Source organism: Escherichia sp. KTE159, from assembly GCF_000408805.1.
Lineage (GTDB): Bacteria > Pseudomonadota > Gammaproteobacteria > Enterobacterales > Enterobacteriaceae > Escherichia > Escherichia marmotae.
The window spans coordinates 1,581,731-1,605,736 of record NZ_KE137292.1 but is presented as its reverse complement, the minus strand read 5'-3'; the positions used below and the strand labels follow the sequence as shown (position 1 = coordinate 1,605,736).

General features: G+C 49.4%; 24 protein-coding genes, 1 pseudogene and 1 other annotated feature. Of the genes and pseudogenes, 12 read left to right on the top strand and 13 right to left on the bottom strand.

Features of this window, described 5'->3' with window-relative positions:
* Positions 1 to 11 precede the first annotated feature (11 nt).
* From oppC to oppF, 3 genes are read left to right on the top strand one after another with little or no spacing between them, the layout of a single operon-like run.
* A complete protein-coding gene (gene oppC / locus A31E_RS13890) occupies positions 12 to 920 on the top strand; it encodes an oligopeptide ABC transporter permease OppC (RefSeq protein WP_000979659.1) in 909 nt (302 codons plus the stop codon).
* Between the two features lie 11 nt (positions 921 to 931).
* A complete protein-coding gene (oppD, locus tag A31E_RS13895) occupies positions 932 to 1,945 on the top strand; it encodes a murein tripeptide/oligopeptide ABC transporter ATP-binding protein OppD (RefSeq protein ID WP_000110968.1) in 1,014 nt (337 codons plus the stop codon).
* Positions 1,942 to 2,946, top strand: coding sequence for a murein tripeptide/oligopeptide ABC transporter ATP-binding protein OppF (oppF, locus tag A31E_RS13900; protein WP_000994879.1), 1,005 nt, complete (start codon positions 1,942 to 1,944; stop codon positions 2,944 to 2,946). The genes oppD and oppF overlap by 4 nt, the downstream gene beginning before the upstream one ends.
* 50 nt (positions 2,947 to 2,996) lie before the next feature.
* On the opposite strand, the gene A31E_RS13905 is transcribed toward oppF, so the two are convergent.
* Complete coding sequence (locus A31E_RS13905; protein WP_000366964.1) at positions 2,997 to 3,326, bottom strand: HI1450 family dsDNA-mimic protein; 330 nt, start codon at positions 3,324 to 3,326, stop codon at positions 2,997 to 2,999.
* Positions 3,327 to 3,360: 34 nt separating this feature from the next.
* A complete protein-coding gene (gene cls, locus A31E_RS13910) occupies positions 3,361 to 4,821 on the bottom strand; it encodes a cardiolipin synthase (RefSeq protein ID WP_000214527.1) in 1,461 nt (486 codons plus the stop codon).
* 142 nt (positions 4,822 to 4,963) lie between these two features.
* Here cls and A31E_RS25745 point away from each other — a divergent pair, with 142 nt between their 5' ends.
* Positions 4,964 to 5,137, top strand: a complete 174-nt coding sequence (locus A31E_RS25745) for a YciY family protein (RefSeq protein WP_122983112.1) — start codon at positions 4,964 to 4,966, stop codon at positions 5,135 to 5,137.
* A 34-nt stretch (positions 5,138 to 5,171) separates the two neighbouring features.
* On the opposite strand, the gene kch is transcribed toward A31E_RS25745, so the two are convergent.
* Together kch and A31E_RS13920 are read right to left on the bottom strand one after the other, a co-directional pair.
* Positions 5,172 to 6,413 carry a voltage-gated potassium channel protein gene (gene kch / locus A31E_RS13915; protein WP_000020081.1) on the bottom strand — a complete coding sequence of 414 codons (1,242 nt, stop codon included), beginning with the start codon at positions 6,411 to 6,413 and terminating at the stop codon, positions 5,172 to 5,174.
* Between the two features lie 319 nt (positions 6,414 to 6,732).
* Positions 6,733 to 7,029 (bottom strand): YciI family protein, encoded by a 297-nt coding sequence (locus A31E_RS13920; protein ID WP_000967596.1) that lies wholly within the window; start codon positions 7,027 to 7,029, stop codon positions 6,733 to 6,735.
* A 223-nt stretch (positions 7,030 to 7,252) separates the two neighbouring features.
* On the opposite strand from A31E_RS13920, the gene tonB reads away from it, so the two are divergent.
* Positions 7,253 to 7,972 (top strand): TonB system transport protein TonB, encoded by a 720-nt coding sequence (tonB, locus tag A31E_RS13925; RefSeq protein ID WP_001516503.1) that lies wholly within the window; start codon positions 7,253 to 7,255, stop codon positions 7,970 to 7,972.
* Between the two features lie 39 nt (positions 7,973 to 8,011).
* Here the strand turns inward: tonB and yciA are convergent, their stop codons facing one another.
* The 3 genes from yciA to A31E_RS13940 all read right to left on the bottom strand — a co-directional run bounded on the left by yciA (position 8,012) and on the right by A31E_RS13940 (position 9,828).
* Positions 8,012 to 8,410 (bottom strand): acyl-CoA thioester hydrolase YciA, encoded by a 399-nt coding sequence (gene yciA / locus A31E_RS13930; RefSeq protein WP_000108161.1) that lies wholly within the window; start codon positions 8,408 to 8,410, stop codon positions 8,012 to 8,014.
* Positions 8,411 to 8,514: 104 nt separating this feature from the next.
* Positions 8,515 to 9,054: a septation protein A gene (locus A31E_RS13935; protein WP_000808656.1), complete on the bottom strand. Its 540-nt coding sequence runs from the start codon at positions 9,052 to 9,054 to the stop codon at positions 8,515 to 8,517.
* A gap of 30 nt (positions 9,055 to 9,084) precedes the next feature.
* Positions 9,085 to 9,828, bottom strand: a complete 744-nt coding sequence (locus A31E_RS13940; RefSeq protein WP_000028560.1) for a YciC family protein — start codon at positions 9,826 to 9,828, stop codon at positions 9,085 to 9,087.
* A 516-nt stretch (positions 9,829 to 10,344) separates the two neighbouring features.
* Here A31E_RS13940 and ompW point away from each other — a divergent pair.
* On the top strand, positions 10,345 to 10,998 hold the full coding sequence (ompW, locus tag A31E_RS13945) for an outer membrane protein OmpW (RefSeq protein WP_000737210.1): 654 nt from the start codon (positions 10,345 to 10,347) through the stop codon (positions 10,996 to 10,998).
* Between the two features lie 168 nt (positions 10,999 to 11,166).
* Here ompW and trpA read toward each other — a convergent pair whose 3' ends face one another.
* The 6 genes from trpA to trpL all read right to left on the bottom strand — a co-directional run bounded on the left by trpA (position 11,167) and on the right by trpL (position 17,833).
* Complete coding sequence (trpA, locus tag A31E_RS13950) at positions 11,167 to 11,973, bottom strand: tryptophan synthase subunit alpha (protein ID WP_001516501.1); 807 nt, start codon at positions 11,971 to 11,973, stop codon at positions 11,167 to 11,169.
* Positions 11,973 to 13,166, bottom strand: a complete 1,194-nt coding sequence (gene trpB, locus A31E_RS13955; protein WP_000209515.1) for a tryptophan synthase subunit beta — start codon at positions 13,164 to 13,166, stop codon at positions 11,973 to 11,975. Before trpB ends, trpA begins: the two co-directional genes overlap by 1 nt.
* 11 nt (positions 13,167 to 13,177) lie before the next feature.
* Positions 13,178 to 14,539 carry a bifunctional indole-3-glycerol-phosphate synthase TrpC/phosphoribosylanthranilate isomerase TrpF gene (gene trpCF, locus A31E_RS13960; protein ID WP_077688154.1) on the bottom strand — a complete coding sequence of 454 codons (1,362 nt, stop codon included), beginning with the start codon at positions 14,537 to 14,539 and terminating at the stop codon, positions 13,178 to 13,180.
* Positions 14,540 to 16,135, bottom strand: coding sequence for a bifunctional anthranilate synthase glutamate amidotransferase component TrpG/anthranilate phosphoribosyltransferase TrpD (trpD, locus tag A31E_RS13965; protein ID WP_000763504.1), 1,596 nt, complete (start codon positions 16,133 to 16,135; stop codon positions 14,540 to 14,542).
* Positions 16,135 to 17,697 carry an anthranilate synthase component I gene (gene trpE / locus A31E_RS13970; RefSeq protein ID WP_001194558.1) on the bottom strand — a complete coding sequence of 521 codons (1,563 nt, stop codon included), beginning with the start codon at positions 17,695 to 17,697 and terminating at the stop codon, positions 16,135 to 16,137. The genes trpD and trpE overlap by 1 nt, the downstream gene beginning before the upstream one ends.
* Positions 17,698 to 17,718: 21 nt before the next feature.
* Positions 17,719 to 17,812, bottom strand: a sequence feature (Trp leader region).
* Complete coding sequence (trpL, locus tag A31E_RS24155) at positions 17,789 to 17,833, bottom strand: trp operon leader peptide (protein ID WP_001700591.1); 45 nt, start codon at positions 17,831 to 17,833, stop codon at positions 17,789 to 17,791. It overlaps the preceding feature by 24 nt.
* 137 nt (positions 17,834 to 17,970) lie before the next feature.
* Here trpL and rnm point away from each other — a divergent pair, with 137 nt between their 5' ends.
* The 6 genes and pseudogenes from rnm to A31E_RS13995 all read left to right on the top strand — a co-directional run bounded on the left by rnm (position 17,971) and on the right by A31E_RS13995 (position 23,996).
* Positions 17,971 to 18,852 carry an RNase RNM gene (gene rnm, locus A31E_RS13975; protein WP_001285652.1) on the top strand — a complete coding sequence of 294 codons (882 nt, stop codon included), beginning with the start codon at positions 17,971 to 17,973 and terminating at the stop codon, positions 18,850 to 18,852.
* Positions 18,849 to 19,469, top strand: a complete 621-nt coding sequence (locus tag A31E_RS13980) for an L-threonylcarbamoyladenylate synthase (RefSeq protein WP_001516499.1) — start codon at positions 18,849 to 18,851, stop codon at positions 19,467 to 19,469. The genes rnm and A31E_RS13980 overlap by 4 nt, the downstream gene beginning before the upstream one ends.
* A 27-nt stretch (positions 19,470 to 19,496) precedes the next feature.
* Positions 19,497 to 21,397: pseudogene (locus tag A31E_RS0122635) on the top strand (DUF2207 domain-containing protein).
* A gap of 212 nt (positions 21,398 to 21,609) precedes the next feature.
* Complete coding sequence (gene rluB, locus A31E_RS13985) at positions 21,610 to 22,485, top strand: 23S rRNA pseudouridine(2605) synthase RluB (RefSeq protein WP_001291217.1); 876 nt, start codon at positions 21,610 to 21,612, stop codon at positions 22,483 to 22,485.
* Between the two features lie 169 nt (positions 22,486 to 22,654).
* A complete protein-coding gene (locus A31E_RS13990) occupies positions 22,655 to 23,677 on the top strand; it encodes a hypothetical protein (RefSeq protein ID WP_016248755.1) in 1,023 nt (340 codons plus the stop codon).
* A 10-nt stretch (positions 23,678 to 23,687) separates the two neighbouring features.
* Complete coding sequence (locus A31E_RS13995; RefSeq protein ID WP_001516496.1) at positions 23,688 to 23,996, top strand: hypothetical protein; 309 nt, start codon at positions 23,688 to 23,690, stop codon at positions 23,994 to 23,996.
* The last annotated feature ends 10 nt before the right edge of the window (positions 23,997 to 24,006 follow it).

Here is a 24,006-nt window from a genome sequence, read left to right as displayed (position 1 = left end):
TGGAGCTCGCGATGATGTTAAGTAAGAAAAACAGCGAGACGCTGGAAAATTTCAGTGAAAAGCTGGAGGTCGAAGGGCGCAGTTTATGGCAGGACGCACGCCGTCGTTTTATGCATAACCGTGCGGCGGTCGCCAGTCTCATTGTACTGGTGCTGATTGCTCTGTTTGTTATCCTGGCACCGATGCTTTCGCAATTTGCCTATGACGATACCGATTGGGCGATGATGTCCAGCGCTCCAGATATGGAGTCCGGTCACTACTTTGGTACTGACTCATCCGGACGCGATCTGCTGGTACGTGTTGCAATTGGTGGGCGTATCTCACTCATGGTCGGGGTTGCTGCGGCGCTGGTGGCTGTAGTCGTAGGTACGCTTTACGGTTCGCTTTCCGGTTATCTTGGCGGCAAGGTGGACTCGGTAATGATGCGTTTGCTGGAAATCCTCAATTCCTTCCCATTCATGTTCTTCGTCATTTTGCTGGTGACCTTCTTTGGCCAAAACATTCTGCTGATTTTCGTGGCGATTGGCATGGTTTCCTGGCTGGATATGGCGCGTATCGTACGTGGGCAAACCCTTAGTCTGAAGCGCAAAGAGTTTATTGAGGCAGCACAAGTTGGTGGAGTCTCTACGCCCGGTATCGTGATTCGCCACATTGTGCCGAACGTGCTCGGCGTAGTGGTGGTGTACGCATCGCTACTGGTGCCAAGCATGATCCTCTTTGAGTCTTTCCTTAGCTTCCTGGGGCTGGGTACGCAAGAGCCGTTAAGTAGTTGGGGCGCATTGCTAAGTGATGGTGCGAACTCGATGGAAGTCTCGCCTTGGTTGCTGCTGTTTCCGGCCGGTTTCCTTGTGGTGACGCTGTTTTGTTTCAACTTTATCGGGGATGGCTTACGTGATGCCCTCGACCCGAAAGATCGTTAAGGAGTGCAGCCATGAGCGTAATTGAAACTGCAACCGTACCGCTTGCACAGCAACAGGCTAACGCACTGCTGAACGTGAAGGATTTGCGAGTGACATTTAGTACCCCGGACGGCGACGTCACAGCGGTCAATGATTTGAATTTTTCTCTGCGTGCCGGAGAAACGTTGGGTATCGTGGGTGAGTCTGGTTCCGGTAAGTCGCAAACCGCGTTTGCTTTAATGGGACTGCTGGCCGCGAACGGACACATTGGTGGATCGGCCACTTTTAATGGCCGTGAGATCCTCAACCTGCCAGAACGCGAACTCAATAAACTGCGCGCTGAACAAATCTCGATGATTTTTCAGGACCCGATGACTTCGTTGAACCCGTATATGCGCGTCGGTGAGCAGTTGATGGAAGTGCTGATGCTGCATAAGAGTATGAGCAAGGCTGAAGCGTTTGAAGAGTCGGTGCGGATGCTTGATGCCGTAAAAATGCCGGAAGCGCGTAAGCGCATGAAGATGTTCCCGCATGAATTTTCTGGCGGTATGCGTCAGCGTGTAATGATTGCGATGGCATTGTTGTGTCGGCCTAAATTGCTGATTGCTGACGAACCTACCACTGCGCTGGACGTGACTGTGCAGGCGCAAATCATGACGCTATTGAATGACCTGAAACGGGAATTCAATACTGCCATCATTATGATCACCCACGATCTGGGTGTGGTGGCGGGGATCTGTGACAAAGTATTGGTGATGTACGCCGGGCGCACCATGGAATACGGCAACGCGCGCGATGTCTTTTATCAGCCCGTTCATCCTTACTCTATCGGTTTACTCAATGCGGTGCCGCGTCTTGATGCGGAAGGTGAAGCTATGTTGACCATACCGGGAAATCCACCAAACCTGCTACGTTTACCAAAAGGTTGCCCGTTCCAGCCGCGCTGTCCACATGCGATGGAAATTTGTAGCAGTGCGCCGCCGCTGGAAGAGTTCACGCCAGGTCGCCTGCGCGCCTGTTTTAAACCAGTGGGGGAACTGTTATGAATGCTGTTACGGAAGAAAGAAAAGTTCTCCTGGAAATTGCCGATCTGAAAGTTCACTTTGAGATTAAAGATGGCAAACAGTGGTTCTGGCAACCGGCGAAAACCCTGAAAGCCGTTGATGGAGTCACACTTCGACTTTATGAAGGGGAGACATTAGGCGTAGTAGGGGAATCCGGTTGCGGTAAATCCACCTTTGCCCGCGCTATTATCGGCCTGGTTAAAGCGACCGATGGGCGCGTCGCGTGGTTAGGAAAAGAGTTGTTAGGGATGAAGCCTGATGAATGGCGTGCCGTTCGCAGTGATATCCAGATGATTTTTCAGGACCCGCTGGCGTCTCTTAACCCACGTATGACGATTGGCGAGATCATCGCTGAACCGCTGCGTACCTATCATCCGAAAATGTCACGCCAGGAAGTCCGTGAGCGCGTGAAGGCGATGATGATGAAAGTCGGCTTGCTACCTAACCTGATTAACCGCTATCCGCATGAGTTCTCCGGGGGGCAGTGCCAGCGTATCGGAATTGCACGTGCACTCATTCTTGAACCGAAACTGATTATCTGCGATGAGCCTGTTTCGGCGCTGGACGTGTCAATTCAGGCACAGGTGGTGAACCTGCTCCAGCAGTTGCAACGTGAGATGGGATTGTCATTAATTTTTATTGCTCACGATCTGGCAGTGGTAAAACACATTTCCGATCGCGTGCTGGTGATGTATCTCGGACACGCGGTGGAGCTGGGGACGTATGATGAGGTCTACCACAATCCGCTGCATCCTTATACCAAAGCCTTGATGTCGGCGGTGCCAATTCCTGATCCGGATCTGGAGAAGAACAAATCCATCCAGTTACTGGAAGGGGAATTGCCTTCGCCCATCAATCCTCCGTCTGGTTGTGTGTTCCGCACACGTTGCCCGATCGCCGGCCCGGAATGTGCCAAAACGCGTCCGGTGCTGGAGGGCAGTTTCAGACATGCGGTCTCTTGCCTGAAAGTCGATCCGCTTTAAAAACAAAAGGGCTGACAACCGTCAGCCCTTTTTCACACCAAAAGCGATATTTATTCACGCCAGATGATATGGCAAAGTTTGTGATCTTTTTCGCGACATAACAGGATACGGGCGAAAACATCGTTAATTTCACCATCTTCACTGTCCGCCAGACCAATCACCACTTCTGCAAAAAAGTCCGGGTTCAAATCGTAATCAACATGTTCCTGCCAGTCTTCTGCCGGGTCGAATAACTCCGCACCGCCACGTTCTTCAAACTGAAGATTGAACAGCAGAACATCCGCCGGATCGAGATTATCTGCGGCCAGTTCGAGAAAAATATCATAAGCCTGCTCAAGCGTTTCATCTTCAGTCAGGCGATTGTTTAAATCCATATCCATAGTCACTACCCGTTTAACATCTGTTGGCGACGTTTTACAGCAATGGACTGAAGAAGTAAAACAGTCGCTCGGCAACGCGCTGCCAGAGCGGTCGTTTTGCCCACAGCCGCGCATCAAGCAGACGTGAGCGCGAGATATAATCGTCCTGAACAGCAGCCAGGTCAGCACCAAAACCTTTATCGTCGATCGCCAGCGTGATCTCAAAATTTAACCACAGGCTGCGCATATCAAGGTTCACAGTCCCCACCAGACTTAGTTCGCCATCGACCAGCACGCTCTTGGTATGTAATAACCCGCCTTCAAACTGATAAATTTTAACCCCAGCGGCCAACAGTTCAGTAAAGAATGCGCGGCTGGCCCAGCCTACCAGCATTGAGTCATTTTTACGCGGCAGAATAATACTGACATCAACTCCGCGCTGTGCTGCTGTGCAAATCGCGTGAAGTAAGTCATCGCTGGGCACGAAGTAGGGCGTCGTCATGATTAAATATTCGCGTGCTGAATATGCAGCGGTGAGTAACGCCTGGTGAATCAGGTCTTCCGGGAAGCCGGGGCCAGAAGCTATGGTATGGATCGTATGACCGCTGGACTGTTCAAACGGCATAATATTGACATCAGGCGGCGGTGGCAGAATGCGTTTTCCGGTTTCAATCTCCCAGTCGCAGGAATAAATAATCCCCATGGCGGTAGCAATAGGACCTTCCATGCGGGCCATCAGGTCAATCCATTGTCCTACTCCCGCATCCTGTTTGAAGAAACGTGGATCGACCATATTCATGCTACCGGTATAGGCAATGTAATTATCGATCATGATCATCTTGCGGTGCTGGCGCAGATCCATGCGGCGTAAAAATACGCGCATCAGGTTAACCTTTAAGGATTCGACCACTTCGATACCAGCATTACGCATCAGCTCCGGCCACGGGCTGCGAAAGAAAGCCACACTCCCGGCAGAGTCGAGCATCAGTCGGCAATGAATACCGCGGCGGGCTGCGGCCATCAACGACTCAGCCACCTGATCTGCCATGCCGCCGGGCTGCCAGATGTAAAACACCATCTCAATATTATGGCGAGCCAGTTGGATGTCACGGATCAACGCCTGCATCACATCATCAGACTCGGTCATCAGTTGCAGTTGGTTACCTTTAACGCCCGCGATACCCTGACGGCGCTCGCAGAGCTTAAATAACGGCCCGGCGACACTGCTATTTTCTTCCGCGAAAATGTGTTTACAGGCTTTAAGATCGTTAAGCCATTTAGCCGTAGAAGGCCACATCGCTCTTGCACGTTCGGCGCGGCGCTTGCCTAAATGCAGTTCACCGACTGCCAGATAGGCAATAATTCCGACCAGAGGCAGAATGTAAATGACCAACAGCCAGGCCATAGCGGAGGGAACGGCGCGTCGTTTCATTAGAATGCGTAATGTTACGCCTGCAATGAGCAACCAGTATCCCAGAATGGCCAACCAACTCACCAACGTATAAACGGTTGTCATAGATTAGAAATCCTTTTGAAAGCGCATTGTTATGAGTTTACGCATATGGATTCATCTGGCAAATAAAAACACCGGAAAAGCACTGGTCAGCGTCGGGGGCGGAGGTATAATGACCACTCTGTTATTGCATAGAGTAGTTAACATGAAGCGGAGTAGAACGGAAGTGGGGCGCTGGCGCATGCAGCGTCAGGCTAGCCGACGGAAATCGCGTTGGCTTGAGGGGCAGTCGCGCCGAAATATGCGTATCCACAGCATCAGGAAGTGCCTTCTAAACAAACAGCGTAACTCGTTATTGTTTGCGATCTACAATATCTGAATGAGCCGGGCACCATCACGGTGCCCATCCGGTTTTATTTTTTCACAGTTTCGTTGCCATCATCGTCGTTCTTATCGCTGAAAATACCATGCCCGGAGTTCAGCAACATTGAGACGAGCATATCATTATTAACTTCTTCACCATTGAGAATACGCGCCAGGATTTCACTGCCGAACAGTTGCGGCGAGAGAATGATGTCCGGATGTACCATTTTAATTTTGTTGAGATTTTTGCTATCACTGACGGCAAGCACTGTTTTGACATCTTTGCTCATATCTTTAGCCGACAGGACGACAAAAGCGTTATCTGCATCGTTATCACTGAGCGCCAGAATAGCCCGGCAGTGATCGATTCCCGCTTTCTTTAATACCGAACTGTCATTGCTGTCCCCGGAAATAACATCAGCATTGTCACCTAATCGCTGTTCGAGTTGTTTGATGTCATCTTCTGGCAGATTACTGATAACAGTCACATTTTGTCCGCGTTGATTCAGTTGCAGAATCGTGTTGATTGCCAGAATGGAGTGCCCGCAAACAATAAAGTGATCTTTACGATTCATCGTATGCTTGTTTCCTTTCACAAGTTTATTGAATCCTCCGCGGATAAGCGGACCAAAAATAGACGTCATGGAGGTGGCGAAAACAGTAATGCCGGAAATAATGACCGAAATAGTAAACAGACGTGCCGATTCAGAAACAGGGACGATATCGCCATAGCCCACCGTTGACATCGTTTCTATCGAAAAATAGAAGGCCGTCATCAGACTCTCTATTCTCGGATTAAAACCTTCGCTTAAATAAAGCGCGCCATAGGTGGAATAAAACAGTAACGTCGTAAAACTAATAAAAGCGAAAATTGTTCCGGCTGCGGCACTACTGTGGGAGAAGTCTTTGCGCAGCACCAGCAAAATCACCAGTGTAAAGATGCAAAACCCAATGCTGAATTTCAGCCAGGGATAGAAGTGTAGGGTGTAGATAAGTGTAATCAGCAATAAAATGATACTGATCGCCCACGCCAGTTTTGCCCGAAACAGCAAGCCGATTGAGTTCAGTACAAGAAAGACACCCAGCATAAACAGAGGTGCATTCGCCAGAAGGGAGAGGTCAAGTTCTGAAAATGCCTGGATATGGAAAATATCGAGCAGATTGACCGACATGCCATAGATTGTTTTGAAAATAAGCAATCCATTTAGAAAGACGGCCAACGCGATAATATCGTGCCGTAGTGTCACCCATAAATTTACCGCTGTTTGCCGGAATGTAGCCCAGTGACTCACTGATACCTCTGTAACCACAATTTTGTTTAATTATCTTTACGCGTACATAATGTGAACATACATACGACTCATGAATGTGTTAATCAATAGTAGATGACTTTATCCGTCGCAATCAAAGGTTTTAAGGCGCTCTGTCGCATAAGGGGAGGATATTATGTATTTTTCTCCTGAATATGCTGATGATATATCAGGATATACAGATAAAGTTATTAACTGTTTGTTGCTGCTGGAGCAATCATTGTGTGGTGTACCTAAGCCAGGAAACAATAAATAAGGGCACGATTTTCACCATCGTGCCCCTTAGAAGAAGAGAAAATGTTCAGAATACTTTTTTGAAGGGTTTCACTGATACTTGTTCATATACACCGGCCGCTACGTAAGGATCGGCATCGGCCCAGGCTTGCGCTGCTTCCAGAGATTCAAATTCAGCAATCACCGTCGATCCGGTAAAACCTGCGGCACCCGGATCATTGCTATCAACCGCAGGCATTGGTCCCGCCGTCAGTAAACGGCCTTCATCATGCAGTAACTGTAAACGTGCTAAATGTGCCGGACGAACGGAAAGACGTTTTTCGAGGCTATCGGCTTTGTCTTGAGCGTAAATAACATACAACACGGGCGCAACTCCTTGTTCGGAAAAGTTGTAAAGTACGTTATTTGAAAGGACAAAGATCTGCAACGGAAAGATGATGTCTTTGTTAAGGCTGTACTTAAAGTAAGGTCAATTGAGCCAAAAAATGCATTTTCACTGATCCTGATCGCCTTGCCTTATTGAATATGATTGCTATTTGCATTTAAAATCGAGGCCTGGTTTTTCTACTGAAACGATTATGACTTCAATGACCCTTGATTTACCTCGCCGCTTCCCCTGGCCGACGTTACTTTCGGTCTGCATTCATGGTGCTGTTGTGGCGGGTCTACTCTATACCTCGGTACATCAGGTTATTGAACTACCTGCGCCTGCGCAGCCGATTTCTGTCACCATGGTTGCACCAGCGGATCTTGAACCGCCACAAGCTGTTCAACCGCCGCCAGAGCCGGTGGTGGAGCCGGAACCGGAACCTGAGCCGATACCAGAGCCGCCAAAAGAAGCGCCGGTGGTCATTGAAAAGCCGAAGCCGAAACCTAAGCCGAAACCGAAGCCGGTGAAAAAGGTGCAGGAACAGCCAAAACGCGATGTTAAACCGGTAGAATCGCGCCCGGCGTCACCGTTTGAAAATACGGCACCGACTCGCCCGACATCCAGTACGGCAACGGCTGCAAGCAGCAAGCCAGTTACCAGTGTGGCGTCAGGTCCGCGCGCACTAAGCCGTAATCAGCCGCAGTATCCAGCGCGCGCGCAGGCATTGCGCATTGAAGGGCAGGTCAAGGTTAAGTTTGACGTTACACCGGATGGCCGGGTGGATAACGTACAAATTCTTTCTGCCAAACCTGCGAATATGTTTGAGCGTGAAGTGAAAAACGCGATGCGCAGATGGCGTTACGAGCCGGGTAAACCAGGGAGTGGAATTGTGGTAAACATTCTGTTTAAAATTAATGGCACCACCGAAATTCAGTAAGCAAAAACTCAAAAGCCTCCAACAGGAGGCTTTTGACTATTACTCAACGGGTAAAGTGCGAGGCTTTCCTTCAGGATCAACAGCGACATACTTAAATAACGCTTCTGTCGCTTTATAGCGTTGCCCAATCGGTTCGGACGCCACTTTTTTCACCCACACTTCAATATTGATACTGACCGATGTTGTCCCTTTTTGGACACAGCGTGCATAGCAGCACACCACATCACCGACTGCTACAGGTCGCAGAAAGGTCATGCCTTCCACGCGAACGGTCACGACGCGACCGTGTGCAATTTCTTTTGCCAGAATGGCACCGCCAATATCCATCTGCGACATCAACCAACCACCAAAAATATCGCCATTAGCATTGGTATCGGCAGGCATGGCTAAAGTTCGTAAAACCAGATCGCCCTGGGGGACGTTATGTGTTGTTGACATGGTAAAACCGACTAAAAAGGAAAATCACAGGCGCGATGCTACTATGATTTTCCTGATGAGAACAGAGGAGATGCAGCGCCAGTCCCGCAGGACTGGCTGGCAGATTATGATTTATCTTCCTGTGGCATGTGGCGATAGATATAGATACCGCTTAACAGTGTGAAGATTAAGGTGAGGGCGGTCAGACCAAACACTTTGAAGTTGACCCAAATATTTTGTGGCAGCCAGAATGCGATGTAGATGTTCGCCAGCCCACAAAGGATAAAAAAGATTGCCCAGGCCAGATTCAGCTTCGACCACACCGGTTGTGGCAGAGTAAGCTCTTTACCCAACATACGTTGAATCAGCGGTTTCTTCATTACCCATTGGCTAACCAACAGGGCACCGGCAAACAGAGCGTAAATGACGGTGACCTTCCATTTAATAAACTCATCATTGTGGAAGAACAGCGTCAGACCACCGAAGACGGCCACCAGAACAAAGGTGATCAGGGCCATCTTCTCAACTTTACGAAAGCGAACCCAGCTATAAATAAGCACAATCGCCGTGGCGACGATCAGCGCCGCAGTTGCCGCATAGATGTCATAAATCTTGTAGAACGCGAAGAAGACAACCAACGGTAAAAAATCAAGAAACTGCTTCATTTTACGATTCCGTAATCAAATGCTTCAGGATTATTGGCGAATTAACATGTACAGGCGGAACAGATAGATGAGCAATACGGCTGAAATCAGATTGCTCAAGGTGTTCGCCAGTACAGCGCCAATTTCTGGGGTTAATGCGGCAAACGAAGAGGCAAACAGCAACAACAATGTTTTTGCCAGTAACCAGCTCAATACCGCAGGTGCCACCAGACGCATATTCGCCCATGTCAGTCGCATACTGCTGCGCATGGAGGCGAAAACGCCCATTTTATCCTGGACCAGCATCACGGGGGCCAGTGCTAACAGGATGGCCATGATGATACCAGGAACGACCACCAGCATGATGCCTATTTGCACAATTAACGTCGTCAGAAGGATTAGCAAGAATAACTTCGGTAATACCGGAGCGCTCGCGCCAATTGCCCGTAATGCGCTGACCCGCTGACCTGCGGACACTAGCTGGATAATTAATAATACGCCGCCCGCGAGAATGGCGTTACCGATTAATCCTGAAAAGGTGGACGCGGCAGACGCACGCAGCAAAATTTGCTGCTGTTCCGGGGACATATTTTGTACCAGATCGAACAACCCACCGCTGCCACTAACGGGAACACCGTCATTGAGCTGCGCAAGTTGTGCGTCACTGGGTGAGAAAACATGTCCTGACACCACTGTGATAAATGCACATAGCAGTGATACCAGCAGAATGGTCATAAATTGATTACGGAAGAAATTTCCGGTGTCACGGTATACGGACTGCGCCGTGATAGACATGCACTCTCCTTGAGTTTTATGCAGGTGTTAATTAGCGGGCAATTGTACCCTGGTTAGCCTCTCAGTGGCAGCATCAGGACATGTATGGAAAAGCATATCTTTGTAAAGCACTGGTAATCCGCCGAGGGCGTGGGCGCGATTACAGGTTTCGTTGATTTCCCAGACTTCTCCTGATATGGCAAATTTCTGCCATATGGACGGTCTGTTTGCATAAATACCGCAGTTTACCGTTTTCCAGAGGTGCTTTTCAGAGCGACACACTGACGGTTTTTTGGGGTGGCAGAGTAAAAAGGAACCAGATTCAAGAGGCAATAAGGTAGCAAAAGGATGTATTTGGAGTGAAATACGGTGGAATTGATTTACATCACATTAACCAGGATTTGCAATGCAACTTCTAAATTAATCCAGATCAATAAATGGTGATTTAGAAAATGTAGTGTGATCTGTGTAGGATCACTTGTTACTCCAATGTGGGTATATTCGTCACGTTTTTATAACCATAACGACGGAGCGAGCATGAAAAAATTAACAGTGGCGGCATTGGCAGTAAGTACACTTCTCTCTGGCAGCGTTTATGCGCATGAAGCAGGTGAGTTCTTCATTCGAGCAGGTTCAGCGACTGTACGTCCAACTGAAGGCGCGGGTGGGACTCTGGGAAGCCTGGGTGGATTTAGTGTGACCAATAACACCCAACTGGGGCTGACCTTTACCTATATGGCGACCGATAACATTGGCGTTGAACTGCTGGCAGCATCACCGTTCCGCCATAAAGTTGGCACAGCCACGACCGGAGATATTGCGACAGTCCACCATTTACCGCCAACATTGATGGCGCAGTGGTATTTTGGTGATGCCAGCAGTAAATTCCGTCCTTACGTCGGTGCTGGTATTAACTACACCACCTTCTTTAATAATGACTTCAATGATACCGGTGAAGGTCTTGGATTATCCGATCTTAGTCTGAAGGATTCATGGGGAGTGGCGGGGCAAGTTGGTCTGGATTATCTCATCAACCGTGACTGGTTGCTTAATATGTCGGTCTGGTACATGGATATCGATACCGACGTGAAATATAAATCCAACGGCGCAGTACTGCCGGCAGGACATTATTCTGACCATGTGCGCCTTGACCCGTGGGTGTTTATGTTCTCTGCGGGTTATCGTTTTTAATTCTTTGCTATCAACAAACCGCCAGATACTTTCTGGCGGTTTGTTGATGCCGGATGCGGTGTGAACGTCTTGTTTGGCTTACAAAATATTGAAAAATCAATGTATTGTATGGTGTATGCAGGCCAGATAAGCGTAGCGCATCAGGTAGTTTTGCATTTGTCATCAGTCTCAAAGACGCGTGGCGTCTTTCATCGGGCGAACAAACGTTTTCAGCTCTGCCAGCATTTTCTCTGGCTGATTAATATGTTGCTCAATGATTTTCACAATTGCTGACCCAGAAATAGCCCCCGCAGCGCCTGCCTCAATCGCCGCTTTTACCTGTTCCGGCGCGGAGATACCGAACCCTTGTAATGGAGGCGCAGCGTTATACTCTTTCAGCTTCGTGACCAGATGATTAAGCGGTAATGCCGCGCGGTTTTCCGCACCCGTCACACCCGCACGCGACAACAAATAGGTATAGCCACGACCATAAGAGGCAATCTGGCGCAGCAAATCATCGTCGGCATTCGGCGGACAGATGAAGATAGGTGCGACGTTATGGCGCAACGCGGCCTGGCGGAAAGGCGCGGACTCTTCTACAGGTACATCAGCAACCAGCACTGAATCGACGCCGACTTTCTCGCACTGCGCATAAAACTCATCAATGCCTTTGTTAAATACCAGATTGGCATACATCAGCAGGCCAATGGGAATGGTTGGGTGCTTCTGGCGAATCAGCGCCAGCATTTCAAAACACTGAGCCGGAGTTACGCCTGCGGCAAAAGCCCGCAGGGTCGCGTTTTGAATAGTTGGCCCATCAGCCAGCGGGTCGGAGAAAGGAATGCCCAACTCCAGCGCGTCGGCACCTGCTTCAATCAAGGCATCGATAATTTTCAGCGACTGTTCAATGCCGGGGTCACCGAGGGTAACAAAAGGAACAAATGCGCCTTCGTTGCGCTCCTTCAATTGGGCAAACAGAGTTTCATAGCGTTCCATCAGATTTCCCCTCGTGCTTTCAAAATATCGTGAACGGTGAAGATGTCTTTATCGCCGCGGCCAGAAAGGTTAACCACCAGCAGTTGCTCTTTCTCTGGGGCTTCGCGCATCATTTTTAGTGCATGGGCAAGGGCGTGGGAGGATTCCAGCGCCGGGATGATCCCTTCATGCAGGCACAGTGTTTTGAACGCTTCCAGTGCTTCATCATCGGTAATTGAAACGTAATCTGCGCGCCCAATGCTGTTGAGATACGCATGTTGTGGGCCGACGGACGGGAAATCCAGACCGGCAGAAATGGAGTAAGACTCTTCAATCTGCCCGTCTTCGGTCTGCATCATCGGTGATTTCATACCGAAATAGATGCCCACGCGACCATGTTTCAACGGTGCACCGTGCTCGCCGGTTTCGATGCCATGACCACCTGGCTCAACACCTATCAGACCGACGTCAGTTTCATTAATGAAATCAGCAAACATACCGATAGCATTCGAGCCGCCGCCAACGCAGGCAATGACGGCATCCGGCAGGCGACCTTCTCTTTCCAGAATTTGCGCTTTCGTTTCTTCGCCAATCATCCGCTGGAACTCTCGCACAATGGTTGGGTAAGGGTGCGGGCCGGCAGCAGTACCCAGCATATAGTGAGCAGTTTCGTAGCTACCAGACCAGTCGCGTAACGCCTCGTTACAGGCATCTTTCAGTGTTGCGGAACCGCTATGTACAGGAATCACTTCTGCACCCATTAAGCGCATCCGAAAAACGTTTGGCGACTGGCGTTCGACATCTTTGGCACCCATATAGATGCGACATTTCAGACCGAGCAGGGCGCTGGCAAGCGCAGAAGCCACACCATGCTGACCGGCCCCGGTTTCCGCGATGATTTCGGTTTTACCCATCCGCTTTGCCAACAATGCCTGCCCCAACACCTGGTTGGTTTTATGCGCGCCGCCGTGGAGTAAATCTTCACGTTTCAGGTACAGCGTGGTGTTAGTTCCCGCCGTGATGTTCTGGCATTTGGTGAGTGCGGTCGGACGCCCGGCATAATTTTTCAGCAGGTCGTTAAACTGCGCCTGAAACTCAGGATCTTTTTGCGCGCTGACGAAGGCTTCTTCCAGTTGGCGCAGAGCAGGCATCAGGATTTGTGGCACGTACATGCCGCCAAATTCACCAAAATAGGGGTTAAGTAATGTTGTCATTGTTCCTTTCCTTAATATGCGCGCAGTGTCTGGAAAACCGAGGCCAAAACGCGTGCATCTTTAATGCCCGGTTGAGACTCTACAGCAGAATTAAAATCAAGCCCGGCGCAGCCGGTTTGTGCCGCTTCCACGCAGTTATCTGCGCCTAAACCACCCGCCAGCAGAACGTTGCTTAGCGATTGACCATGTAACAGTGACCAGTCGAAACGTTGTCCGCTGCCGCCCTGGCCGTTGTCGAAAATATATTTATCGACGAACTGAAGATCGCGTGCAGGCAGGACTTCACCGACGCTTAATGCTTTCCAGATGGCAACATTTTCAGGCAGAGCGTCACGTAGGGCGTCGATATACTCCTGATCTTCACTGCCATGCAGTTGTACTGCCGCCAATGCCAGGGTATTCGCTTTATCAACGACCTCATTAATATCGTGATTGCGGAACACGCCGACATATTGCAATGGTGCTGCAGCTATCACTTCCAGCGCCTGTTCAACGCTGATATAGCGCGGTGATGTGGCAACAAAAATCAATCCGCCGTAAATAGCACCAGCGTCATAAGCCGCTCTGGCATCTTGCCCACGAGTCAGGCCACACACTTTATTCTCACCCAGTAACACCCGACGCACGGCGGCGTTCAAATCGTCATGGGCCATCAGCGCCGAACCAATCAGAAAGCCGTTAGCAAAGTGGCTCAACTCGCGCACCTGAGCATAAGTATTGATGCCGGATTCGCTGATCACCGTCACGTTGTGCCCCAGTTTCGGCGCAAGCTCACGGGTACGGTTGAGATCAATCGACAAATCACGCAGATCGCGGTTGTTGATGCCAACGACTTTTGCTCCCAGCACAATGGCGCGTTCCAGTTCCTCTTCATTACTGACTTCGGTCAGCACGCCCATACCCAGACTATGGGCGACGGCGGAGAGCTGGCGATACTGTTCATCGTCCAGCACTGAAAGCATTAATAAGCAGGCATCAGCCTGATAATAGCGAGCCAGATAGATCTGGTAAGGGTCGATAATAAAGTCTTTACATAAAATTGGCTGTGGTGCGATTTGGCTGACAATAGGGAGGAAATCAAAACTCCCCTCGAAATATTTTTCATCAGTCAGCACCGAAATTGCTGAAGCGTAATGTTTATAAATGGAGGCAATACGTGCAGGATCGAAATCATCACGGATCACACCTTTTGACGGCGATGCTTTTTTGCACTCCAGAATAAACGCGGTGCGTGCGCCCTGCAGCGCATCATAAAAATGTCGCGTGCTCGGCTGAATTTCATTCTGGAAACTGGCCAGCGGTTGTTGCTGTTTGCGGGCTTCTACCCAAATCGCCTTGTCTGCGACAATTTTCGCTAAAACGGTTTGCATCATTTACCCTCGTGCCGCCAGTGCGGTGACTCTGTCGTAAGCGGAACCACTGCGCAGTACCGCAAGAACGGTTTGCGCATTGGCTTGCAGATCTTCATGGCCATGCAGGCGCATTAACATAGCGACATTCGCCGCGACGGCTGCTTCATGAGCGGCGTCACCTTTACCTTGTAACAAGCGTGTTAAAATGTCACGGTTTTCTTCCGGAGTCCCACCAGCCAGTTGCTCCTGGTGGTAGGGCGTCAGGCCAAAATCTTCAGCAGTCAGTTGATAACTTTTGATTTCTCCATCGTGCAATTCCGCAACAATCGTTGGCGCGTGCAAAGAAACTTCATCCATTCCGCCGCTATGCACCACTGCTGCACGTTGATACCCCAGTACGCGCAGGGTTTCGGCAATAGGCAGTACCAGTTCCGGGCTATAAACACCTATTAACGCCAGCGGCGGATGCGCCGGGTTAATCAATGGCCCCAGCACGTTAAACAGGGTGCGGGTTTTCAGTTGCTGGCGAACTGGCATCGCGTGGCGAAAACCGCTGTGGTACTTCGGCGCGAAGAGGAAACAGACACCTAACTCGTCCAGCGCCTGGCGCGATTTATCGGCATTCATATCCAGGTTAATACCAAATGCTGCCAGCAGATCGGACGAACCGGATTTACTGGAAACGCTGCGGTTGCCGTGTTTCGCAACTTTCAGTCCACAAGCAGCAGCGACAAAAGCACTGGCGGTAGATATGTTGATGCTGTTGCTGCCGTCACCGCCGGTGCCGACGATATCGGCAAACAGATAATCAGGTCGCGGGAACGGCGCAGCATTTTCCAGCAGGGCAGTTGCCGCCCCGGCGATTTCATTCGGGTGCTCGCCGCGAATTTTCATGCTCACCAGCGCCGCCGCCAGTTGTTCGGACTTCAGTTCGCCGCGAACTACGGCTGAAAACAACAGGTGGCTCTCCTGCTGGCTAAGCGTCTGTGCCTGATACAGCTTTTCCAGAATCGGTTGCAGCGTGTTGGCCGGTTCCAGCTTCTGTTGCGCCCACGCCAGCGTTTGCTCCAGCAGTTGTGCGCCCTGGGTGGTGAGAATCGATTCCGGATGGAACTGGAAACCGCAAACGCGATCTGCATCATGACGCACCGCCATCACCATGCCATTAAAATGGGCGTTGATGGTTAAACCGGCCGGAATGTTACTGCCAACCAGCGAGTGATAACGCGCCACCGGCAGCGGGTTGCTTAACCCGGCAAACATCGCCTGACCATCATGTTCAATACTGGAAGCTTTGCCGTGGAGTATTTCCCCCGCCTGGCCGACATAACCGCCGTAAGCCTCGACAATCGCCTGATGACCGAGGCAAATACCGATAATCGGCAGCTTGCCACGCAGACGGGTGAGTAGCTCCGGCATACACCCGGCTTCACTCGGCACACCGGGGCCGGGTGAAAGCATCAGCACCGGATTGCTCATCGTCGCCAGACGTTCAATTAAGGTTTGCGCCGGAATATGGTTGCGGTAAATCACCACGTTATGACCATTGCTGCGCAACTGATCTGCCAGGTTGTAAGTAAAAGAGTCGATATTATCGAGCAGCAGAATGTCAGCCATCAGAAAATCTCCTGTGCATGATGCGCGGTGGCGATAGCGCGCAGTACAGCGCGGGCTTTATTACGGGTTTCGTCGGCTTCCGACTGCGGAACAGAATCAAGCACCACGCCAGCACCGGCTTGCACGGTAGCGACGCCGTTTTCCACCAGCGCCGAACGGATGACAATGCAGGTATCGAGATCGCCGTGCGCGGTGAAATAACCTACCGCGCCGCCGTAGCTGCCGCGTCGACGACCTTCTGCTTCGGCAATTAACTGCATGGCGCGCACTTTCGGCGCACCGCTTAACGTGCCCATATTCATACAGGCGCGGTAAGCGTGCAGGGCGTCAAGGTCGTGGCGCAGTTCACCGACCACGCGGGAGACGAGGTGCATCACGTAGGAATAACGGTCAACTTTGGTGAGGTCGGCTACGTAGCGGCTGCCGGGGGTGCAAATGCGCGCGAGGTCGTTACGGGCGAGATCCACCAGCATCAGATGCTCGGAAAGCTCTTTATGGTCGGTACGCATCGATAGTTCAATCCGGCTGTCGAGGTCTCTGTCCAGTGAACCATCGGCGCGACGACCGCGTGGGCGTGTTCCGGCAATCGGGTAGATTTCAATCTGACGACTGGTGGCGTCGTATTTGAGTGAACTTTCCGGCGACGCGCCGAACAGAGTGAAATCATCATCCTGCATAAAAAACATGTACGGGCTGGGGTTACTCTTTTTCAGCACGTAATAAGCTGCCAGCGGTGACGGGCAGGGCAGTGAGAAACGGCGAGATGGCACGACCTGGAAAATCTCTCCGGCGCGAATCGCTTTTTGCAACGAACGCACGACACCGCCGAACTCTTCATCGCTCTGATTACATTCACAACGCATATGCGGCACGGAAACCACTGGCAGTGGCGGCGCGATTTCGGTGAGTTGCTGGCGAAGTTCGTTCAGGCGAGCAGTGAGGCGCTGTTTTTCTTCTTCATTCTGACCAAAAAGGCTGGCCTGGATGCGTGTGCTTTTCTTCTGATGGTCAATCACCATCAGCGTTTCAGCAAGATAAAAACAGAAATCAGGGCAGTTATTTTCAGCCGCCAGTTGCGGTAAATCTTCAAATCCTGCGACCAGGTCGTAAGAGAACAGGCCGCCAAAGAACATCGCTTCTCGTTCTTCCTTCGGCACATTCACCAGATCCTGCAACAAACGAAAAGTGTCAAAAACCGAAAGGGAGCATAAACGGGCATCTTCATCCAAAAGAGTGCTGACGGGCGGAAAACGCAGCACGCGACAATCTGGCGATTGTTCATTTTCTACGCCAGCAGGCAGAGTGCTATCCAGCAATGCAAGCAGAGATGTCCCATTGTCAGTTAGCGCTTTAATTGTGACAGTGTCACCTAATGCGGTAATACGCAGCGCACTATCCACTAACAGCAGACTTTTCAGATCATCTTTGCTGTCAATATCTGCCGATTCCAGCAGCAGCGTAGCAGAGCGTGCTCCGCACAACTGGTGAAAAAGCGCGGTCGGATTATCGCGATAAGCACCTGCGCAGGTTAACAGTTCGAGAGTCGGTTTTTGTGTTTGCATTGTTATTCTCTAATTTTGTTCAAAAAAAAGCCCGCTCATTAGGCGGGCTGGGTATCTGGTTGCTTTACGCATGGTGAATACACTGCCCGTTTCAGGAAGTGCGCCACCAACCTTTCAGTACGAAAATCGCTTTCATTGTCGATACCCTTTTTACGTGAACTTTCGTACTAGTTAACTAGTTCGATGGTTAATTGTCAACAGCTCATTTCAGAATATTTGCCAGAACCGTTATGATGACGACGCAAAAAACATTATCCAAAATGGGAGTGCGCCTTGAGCGACACGAATTACGCAGTCATTTATGACCTGCACAGCCATACTACGGCTTCCGATGGCTGCCTGACACCGGAAGCGCTGGTACACCGTGCCGCAGAAATGCGCGTCGGCACCCTGGCGATCACCGACCATGACACCACGGCAGGGATCTCGCCAGCAAGAGAAGAAATTTCACGTTCGGGACTGGCACTGAATCTTATTCCTGGCGTGGAAATTTCCACCGTATGGGAAAATCATGAAATTCATATTGTCGGGTTGAATATTGATATTTCTCATCCGGCAATGTGTGAATTCCTGGCACAGCAAACTGAACGGCGTAATCAGCGGGCGCAGTTAATCGCAGAAAGGCTGGAAAAAGCGCAAATACCGGGCGCGCTGGAAGGGGCGCGAAGACTAGCGCAGGGCGGCGCGGTAACTCGCGGACATTTTGCTCGTTTTCTGGTCGAGTGTGGCAAAGCCAGTTCAATGGCGGACGTCTTTAAAAAATATCTGGCGCGCGGGAAAACCGGATACGTTCCGCCACAGTGGTGTACAATAGAACAAGCTATTGATGTCATTCATCATTCTGGCGGTAAGGCGGTGCTGGCTCATCCAGGGCGGTACAATCTTAGTGCTAAGTGGCTGAAAAGATTGGTTGCGCATTTTGCCGAACATCACGGCGACGCGATGGAAGTCGCGCAATGCCAGCAATCGCCCAATGAACGCACCCAACTGGCGACACTTGTACGCCAGCACCATTTATGGGCATCACAAGGCTCTGATTTTCATCAGCCGTGCCCGTGGATTGAACTGGGGCGTAAACTCTGGCTGCCCGCAGGCGTTGAAGGCGTCTGGCAGCTTTGGGAACAGCCACAGAACAAGACAGAGAGGGAAGTATGAGTCAGTTTTTTTATATCCATCCAGATAATCCGCAACAGCGTCTGATCAACCAGGCGGTGGAGATTGTGCGTAAAGGCGGGGTGATTGTTTATCCTACCGATTCAGGCTACGCACTGGGCTGTAAAATTGAAGATAAAAACGCGATGGAGCGTATTTGTCGCATTCGCCAGTTGCCGGACGGTCACAACTTTACCCTGATGTGTCGTGATCTTTCCGAACTCTCGACCTATTCCTTTGTTGATAACGTCGCGTTTCGCCTGATGAAAAACAACACGCCAGGTAACTACACCTTCATCCTGAAGGGAACGAAAGAGGTGCCGCGCCGACTGTTGCAGGAAAAACGTAAAACCATTGGTATGCGCGTGCCATCTAACCCCATCGCCCAGGCATTACTTGAGGTGCTGGGTGAACCGATGCTTTCTACCTCGCTGATGCTACCTGGCAGTGAATTTACCGAATCCGATCCGGAAGAAATTAAAGATCGTCTGGAAAAACAGGTAGATTTGATTATTCACGGCGGCTACCTCGGACAGAAACCGACAACGGTTATCGATCTCACCGATGACACACCAGTCGTGGTGCGTGAAGGCGTAGGTGATGTGAAACCTTTCTTATAAGAAATTGCGTTCCACGGATGGAAGATTATGGCAGGGATATATCGCTGCATTTTGCTGTTGATAGTTGGGCTTTTTTTCTCTTCGTTGAGTTATGCGAAAAACACGGAGATCCCTTCATATGAAGAAGGGATCTCGCTCTTTGATGTTGAAGCCACTCTGCAACCGGATGGGGTGCTCGACATCAAAGAGAATATTTATTTTCAGGCGCGAAATCAGCAGATTAAGCACGGATTTTCTCGTGATTTACCACGACTATGGATGCAGTCTAATGGGGACGCTGCACTGCTGAACTATCGTATTGTTGGCGTTACCCGTGACGGCGTTCCTGAACCCTGGCATCTTGACTGGCATATTGGGTTAATGAGTATTGTCGTGGGCGATAAACAACGTTTCTTGCCTCAAGGCGACTATCATTATCAAATTCATTATCAGGTTAAAAATGCTTTCCTGCGTGAGGGAGATTCTGACCTGCTAATCTGGAACGTGACCGGTAGCAACTGGCCGTTTGAAATCTATAAGACCCGATTTTCACTCAAGTTCTCTAATATTGCGGGTAATCCATTTAGTGAAATCGATATCTTTACCGGAGATGAGGGCGACACATATCGAAATGGCCGCATCCTTGAGGACGGAAGAATTGAATCTCGCGATCCGTTTTATCGAGAAGACTTCACGGTTCTCTACCGTTGGCCTCATGCCTTGCTGGATAATGCCCCGGCACAACACACGACGAATATTTTTAGCCATCTTTTTGGACCCTCAACATCGTCTCTTATCATTTGGTTACCGTGTTTGCTCCTGGCGTGTGGATGGTTATATCTCTGGAAGCGCAGGCCGCAATTTACGCCGGTAGATGTGATTGAAACCGATGTCATTCCGCCAGATTACACGCCCGGAATGTTACGTCTCGATGCGAAGCTGGTTTACGACGATAAAGGTTTTTGTGCCGATATCGTAAATCTGATTGTGAAAGGAAAAATTCATCTGGAAGATCAGTATGACAAAAATCAGCAAACCCTGATCCATGTTAATGAAGGCGCCACCAGAAATAATGCGGTATTACTGCCCGCAGAGCAGTTATTACTGGAAGCGTTATTCGTAAAGGCGATAAGGTCGTTCTCACGGGGAGGCGCAACAGCGTCTTACGCAGAGCATTTTTACGGATGCAGAAATTTTATCTGCCGCGTAAAAAGTCTTCCTTTTACCGACCTGATGCGTTTTTGCAATGGGGGGGAATGGCGATATTGGCGGTCATTCTCTACGGTAATCTGAGTCCCATAGGTTGGGCAGGAATGAGTCTGGTGGGCGATATGTTTATTATGATCTGCTGGCTTCTTCCTTTTTTATTTTGTTCCCTTGAGCTTTTGTTGGCCCGCGATGATGACAAGCCTTGCGTTAATCGTGTAATAATCACTTTGTTTTTACCACTGATTTGTTCAGGCGTGGCCTTCTATTCTCTCTACATCAATGTCGGAGATGTATTCTTTTACTGGTATATGCCAGCGGGTTATTTTAGCGCTGTTTTCCTGACCGGTTATCTCACTGGCATGGGGTATATTTTTCTGCCAAAGTTTACCCAAACTGGGCAGCAACGTTATGCCCACGGTGAAGCTATCGTTAACTATCTTGCGCGTAAAGAGGCGGCAACGCACAGTGGGCGGCGGCGGAAAGGGGAAACACGGAAACTGGATTACGCTTTGTTAGGTTGGGCTATATCAGCAAATTTGGGGAGGGAATGGGCGTTACGCATCGCCCCTTCGCTCTCTTCGGCTATTCGCGCTCCAGAGATTGCCCGTAACGGCGTTTTATTCTCATTACAGACGCACCTGAGTTGCGGGGCCTATACCAGTTTGTTGGGGCGGAGCTATTCCGGTGGTGGTTCTGGCGCTGGTGGCGGTGCGGGAGGTGGAGGCGGTGGTGGTTGGTAACCAAACCGATGTTAATCGAAACAAGCTTTAACCATAAAGATAGTGTAGTATGTTGCGCCTCAAAGCCAGGCCAGTTAAAACGTCGAGTCGTTTACTTAAGGCCTGAAGAGTTCAAACAGACTTTACTATCAGTGAGTCAGATGTAAGTTCTGACTCATTGTTGCACAAAAGCATATCAGACGCCTGGGAAGGCGACACCAAAAGGAAGCTCTATGAGCGAAAAGCTACAGAAAGTGCTGGCGCGTGCCGGCCACGGTTCTCGCCGTGAAATTGAATCTATTATTGAAGCCGGTCGTGTGAGTGTTGATGGCAAAATTGCTAAACTCGGCGATCGCGTTGAAGTTACCCCTGGGCTGAAAATCCGTATCGATGGTCACCTGATTTCGGTACGCGAGTCCGCTGAACAAATTTGTCGCGTTCTGGCCTATTACAAGCCAGAAGGCGAGTTGTGTACTCGTAATGACCCGGAAGGGCGTCCGACCGTGTTTGATCGTCTGCCGAAGCTGCGTGGGGCGCGCTGGATTGCCGTTGGCCGTCTCGACGTTAACACCTGTGGTCTGTTGCTGTTCACCACCGATGGTGAACTGGCAAACCGCTTAATGCACCCAAGCCGTGAAGTTGAACGTGAATATGCCGTGCGTGTATTTGGTCAGGTTGACGATGCAAAACTGCGTGATTTGAGTCGCGGCGTGCAACTGGAAGATGGTCCGGCAGCCTTTAAAACCATCAAGTTCAGTGGCGGTGAAGGGATCAACCAGTGGTATAACGTCACTCTTACCGAGGGCCGTAACCGTGAGGTTCGTCGTCTTTGGGAAGCGGTTGGCGTGCAGGTTAGCCGCCTGATTCGTGTGCGCTACGGTGATATTCCACTGCCGAAAGGCCTGCCACGCGGTGGCTGGACGGAGCTGGATCTCGCTCAGACTAACTATTTGCGTGAACTGGTGGAACTGCCGCCAGAAACCAGTTCTAAAGTTGCCGTAGAAAAAGATCGTCGTCGTATGAAGGCGAATCAAATTCGACGTGCGGTGAAACGTCACAGTCAGGTGAGCGGCGGTCGTCGTTCTGGCGGACGTAATAATAACGGTTAATTTAAGTTAAGTATAAAATAAAGGCCCTGCGGGGTCTTTTCTTCATTTGAAGCATGATAAATAGTCGCAGCATTTTAATTTAATTTCATACTTGCTTATGAATAATGCCCGGAAATAGCCACATTACTATTTAATTATCTGAGATAAACTCAACGTCAAGAGGTGGGTTATGATTAGATATAGTGGAGTATTTCTATCGCTGTTAATGATTTCAGGTTGTGCAACCGATGCTTTGAAAAATGAACAAGCTGAAACTGTTATTACTGCGGGTAACAAGGCGGTGGCGGCGAATGCAAGTTTCTTTAAACAATACTATGCTTCTCGTGAAAACTTTCTTGTTAATTTTTATGCGACTAATCCAGAGTGTGCACCCCGACCAGATTATGAGGTAGTTATTGAAAACAGTACCAGTAATGAGTCATTGTGTCAGCAACCTGGAGATAAGCACAAAAAATCTCAAGAAGATCTTTTTACTACAAAGATAGTCGCTACTGAAAAAGAAAGATTGCTGGCTTCTATGGAAATCATTAGCAGTATGAGTTCTTATGTCGAACTTTTGAATGAGGATTTAGATGTTAAAGACAGCAAACAGTTCATATTGCTTAAACAAGCTCTGGATCACGCGAATAATGCGGGGGCACTTCTGGGCATCAATGATGGTGGAACATTAACAAAATCTGCAGCAGCGGTTAAAGATTTAGTGTTTTATTTCAATGGGTTGTATAATACAAGGGTAAGCGCAGGGAATATAGGTAGTACGGTAAATAATCATTGGCAAAGAATAAAAAATGATCTAACTGATATACGAAACGATATCGCGACAAAAGGTAAACAAACCGGAAGAAATACCTTTGCGACGGTACATAATAATCTCGTTTATTACAATGCCTCCTTAAAAAAAGGAGGAGGTAATGAATTTAAGACATTGAAGAGCAGACAAGAATTCCTGGCTGCGATTATCAGCATTAATGAAACACGTCTTCGTGCAGCAGATCCTGCAATTCCAGCAATACAAGCACTGAACTCATTTCTTGACGAGGGGAATCACCTTAAGGATTTATACACTAATAAAACACGCACAGCGGCTGAACAAAAAAGGCTAAATGAAATATTACGTGCACAAGTAATTAGTGGGTTAAAGGCGTCTGAGGGGCTGGCAAAACTACTTATTGCTAGCGGAATAATGTTATAGGAGGCTTTTTATGAACGATGTACAAAATCGTAGAATACTGGCATTACTCGACATGCTGTATAATACCCTGGGCAATAAAACCACATGTAAGGTTTGTCATAAATATTTTATCCTTATCCTCTCGATTATGAACAACCTGACGATTAACTATGGTTCTGAAACCTCACCAGAGTTAAGCGGAATTAGTTATGAAGATGCGAATGCGTTAATTACTGAACTGATATTATTTATTGAAGATGTTGACGCTGAGAATCATGAAGCATATCCGGGACATTTGAATGAGATTAAACGCATTCTGAATTTCGCTATTGCCGCTTGAATATAATTAT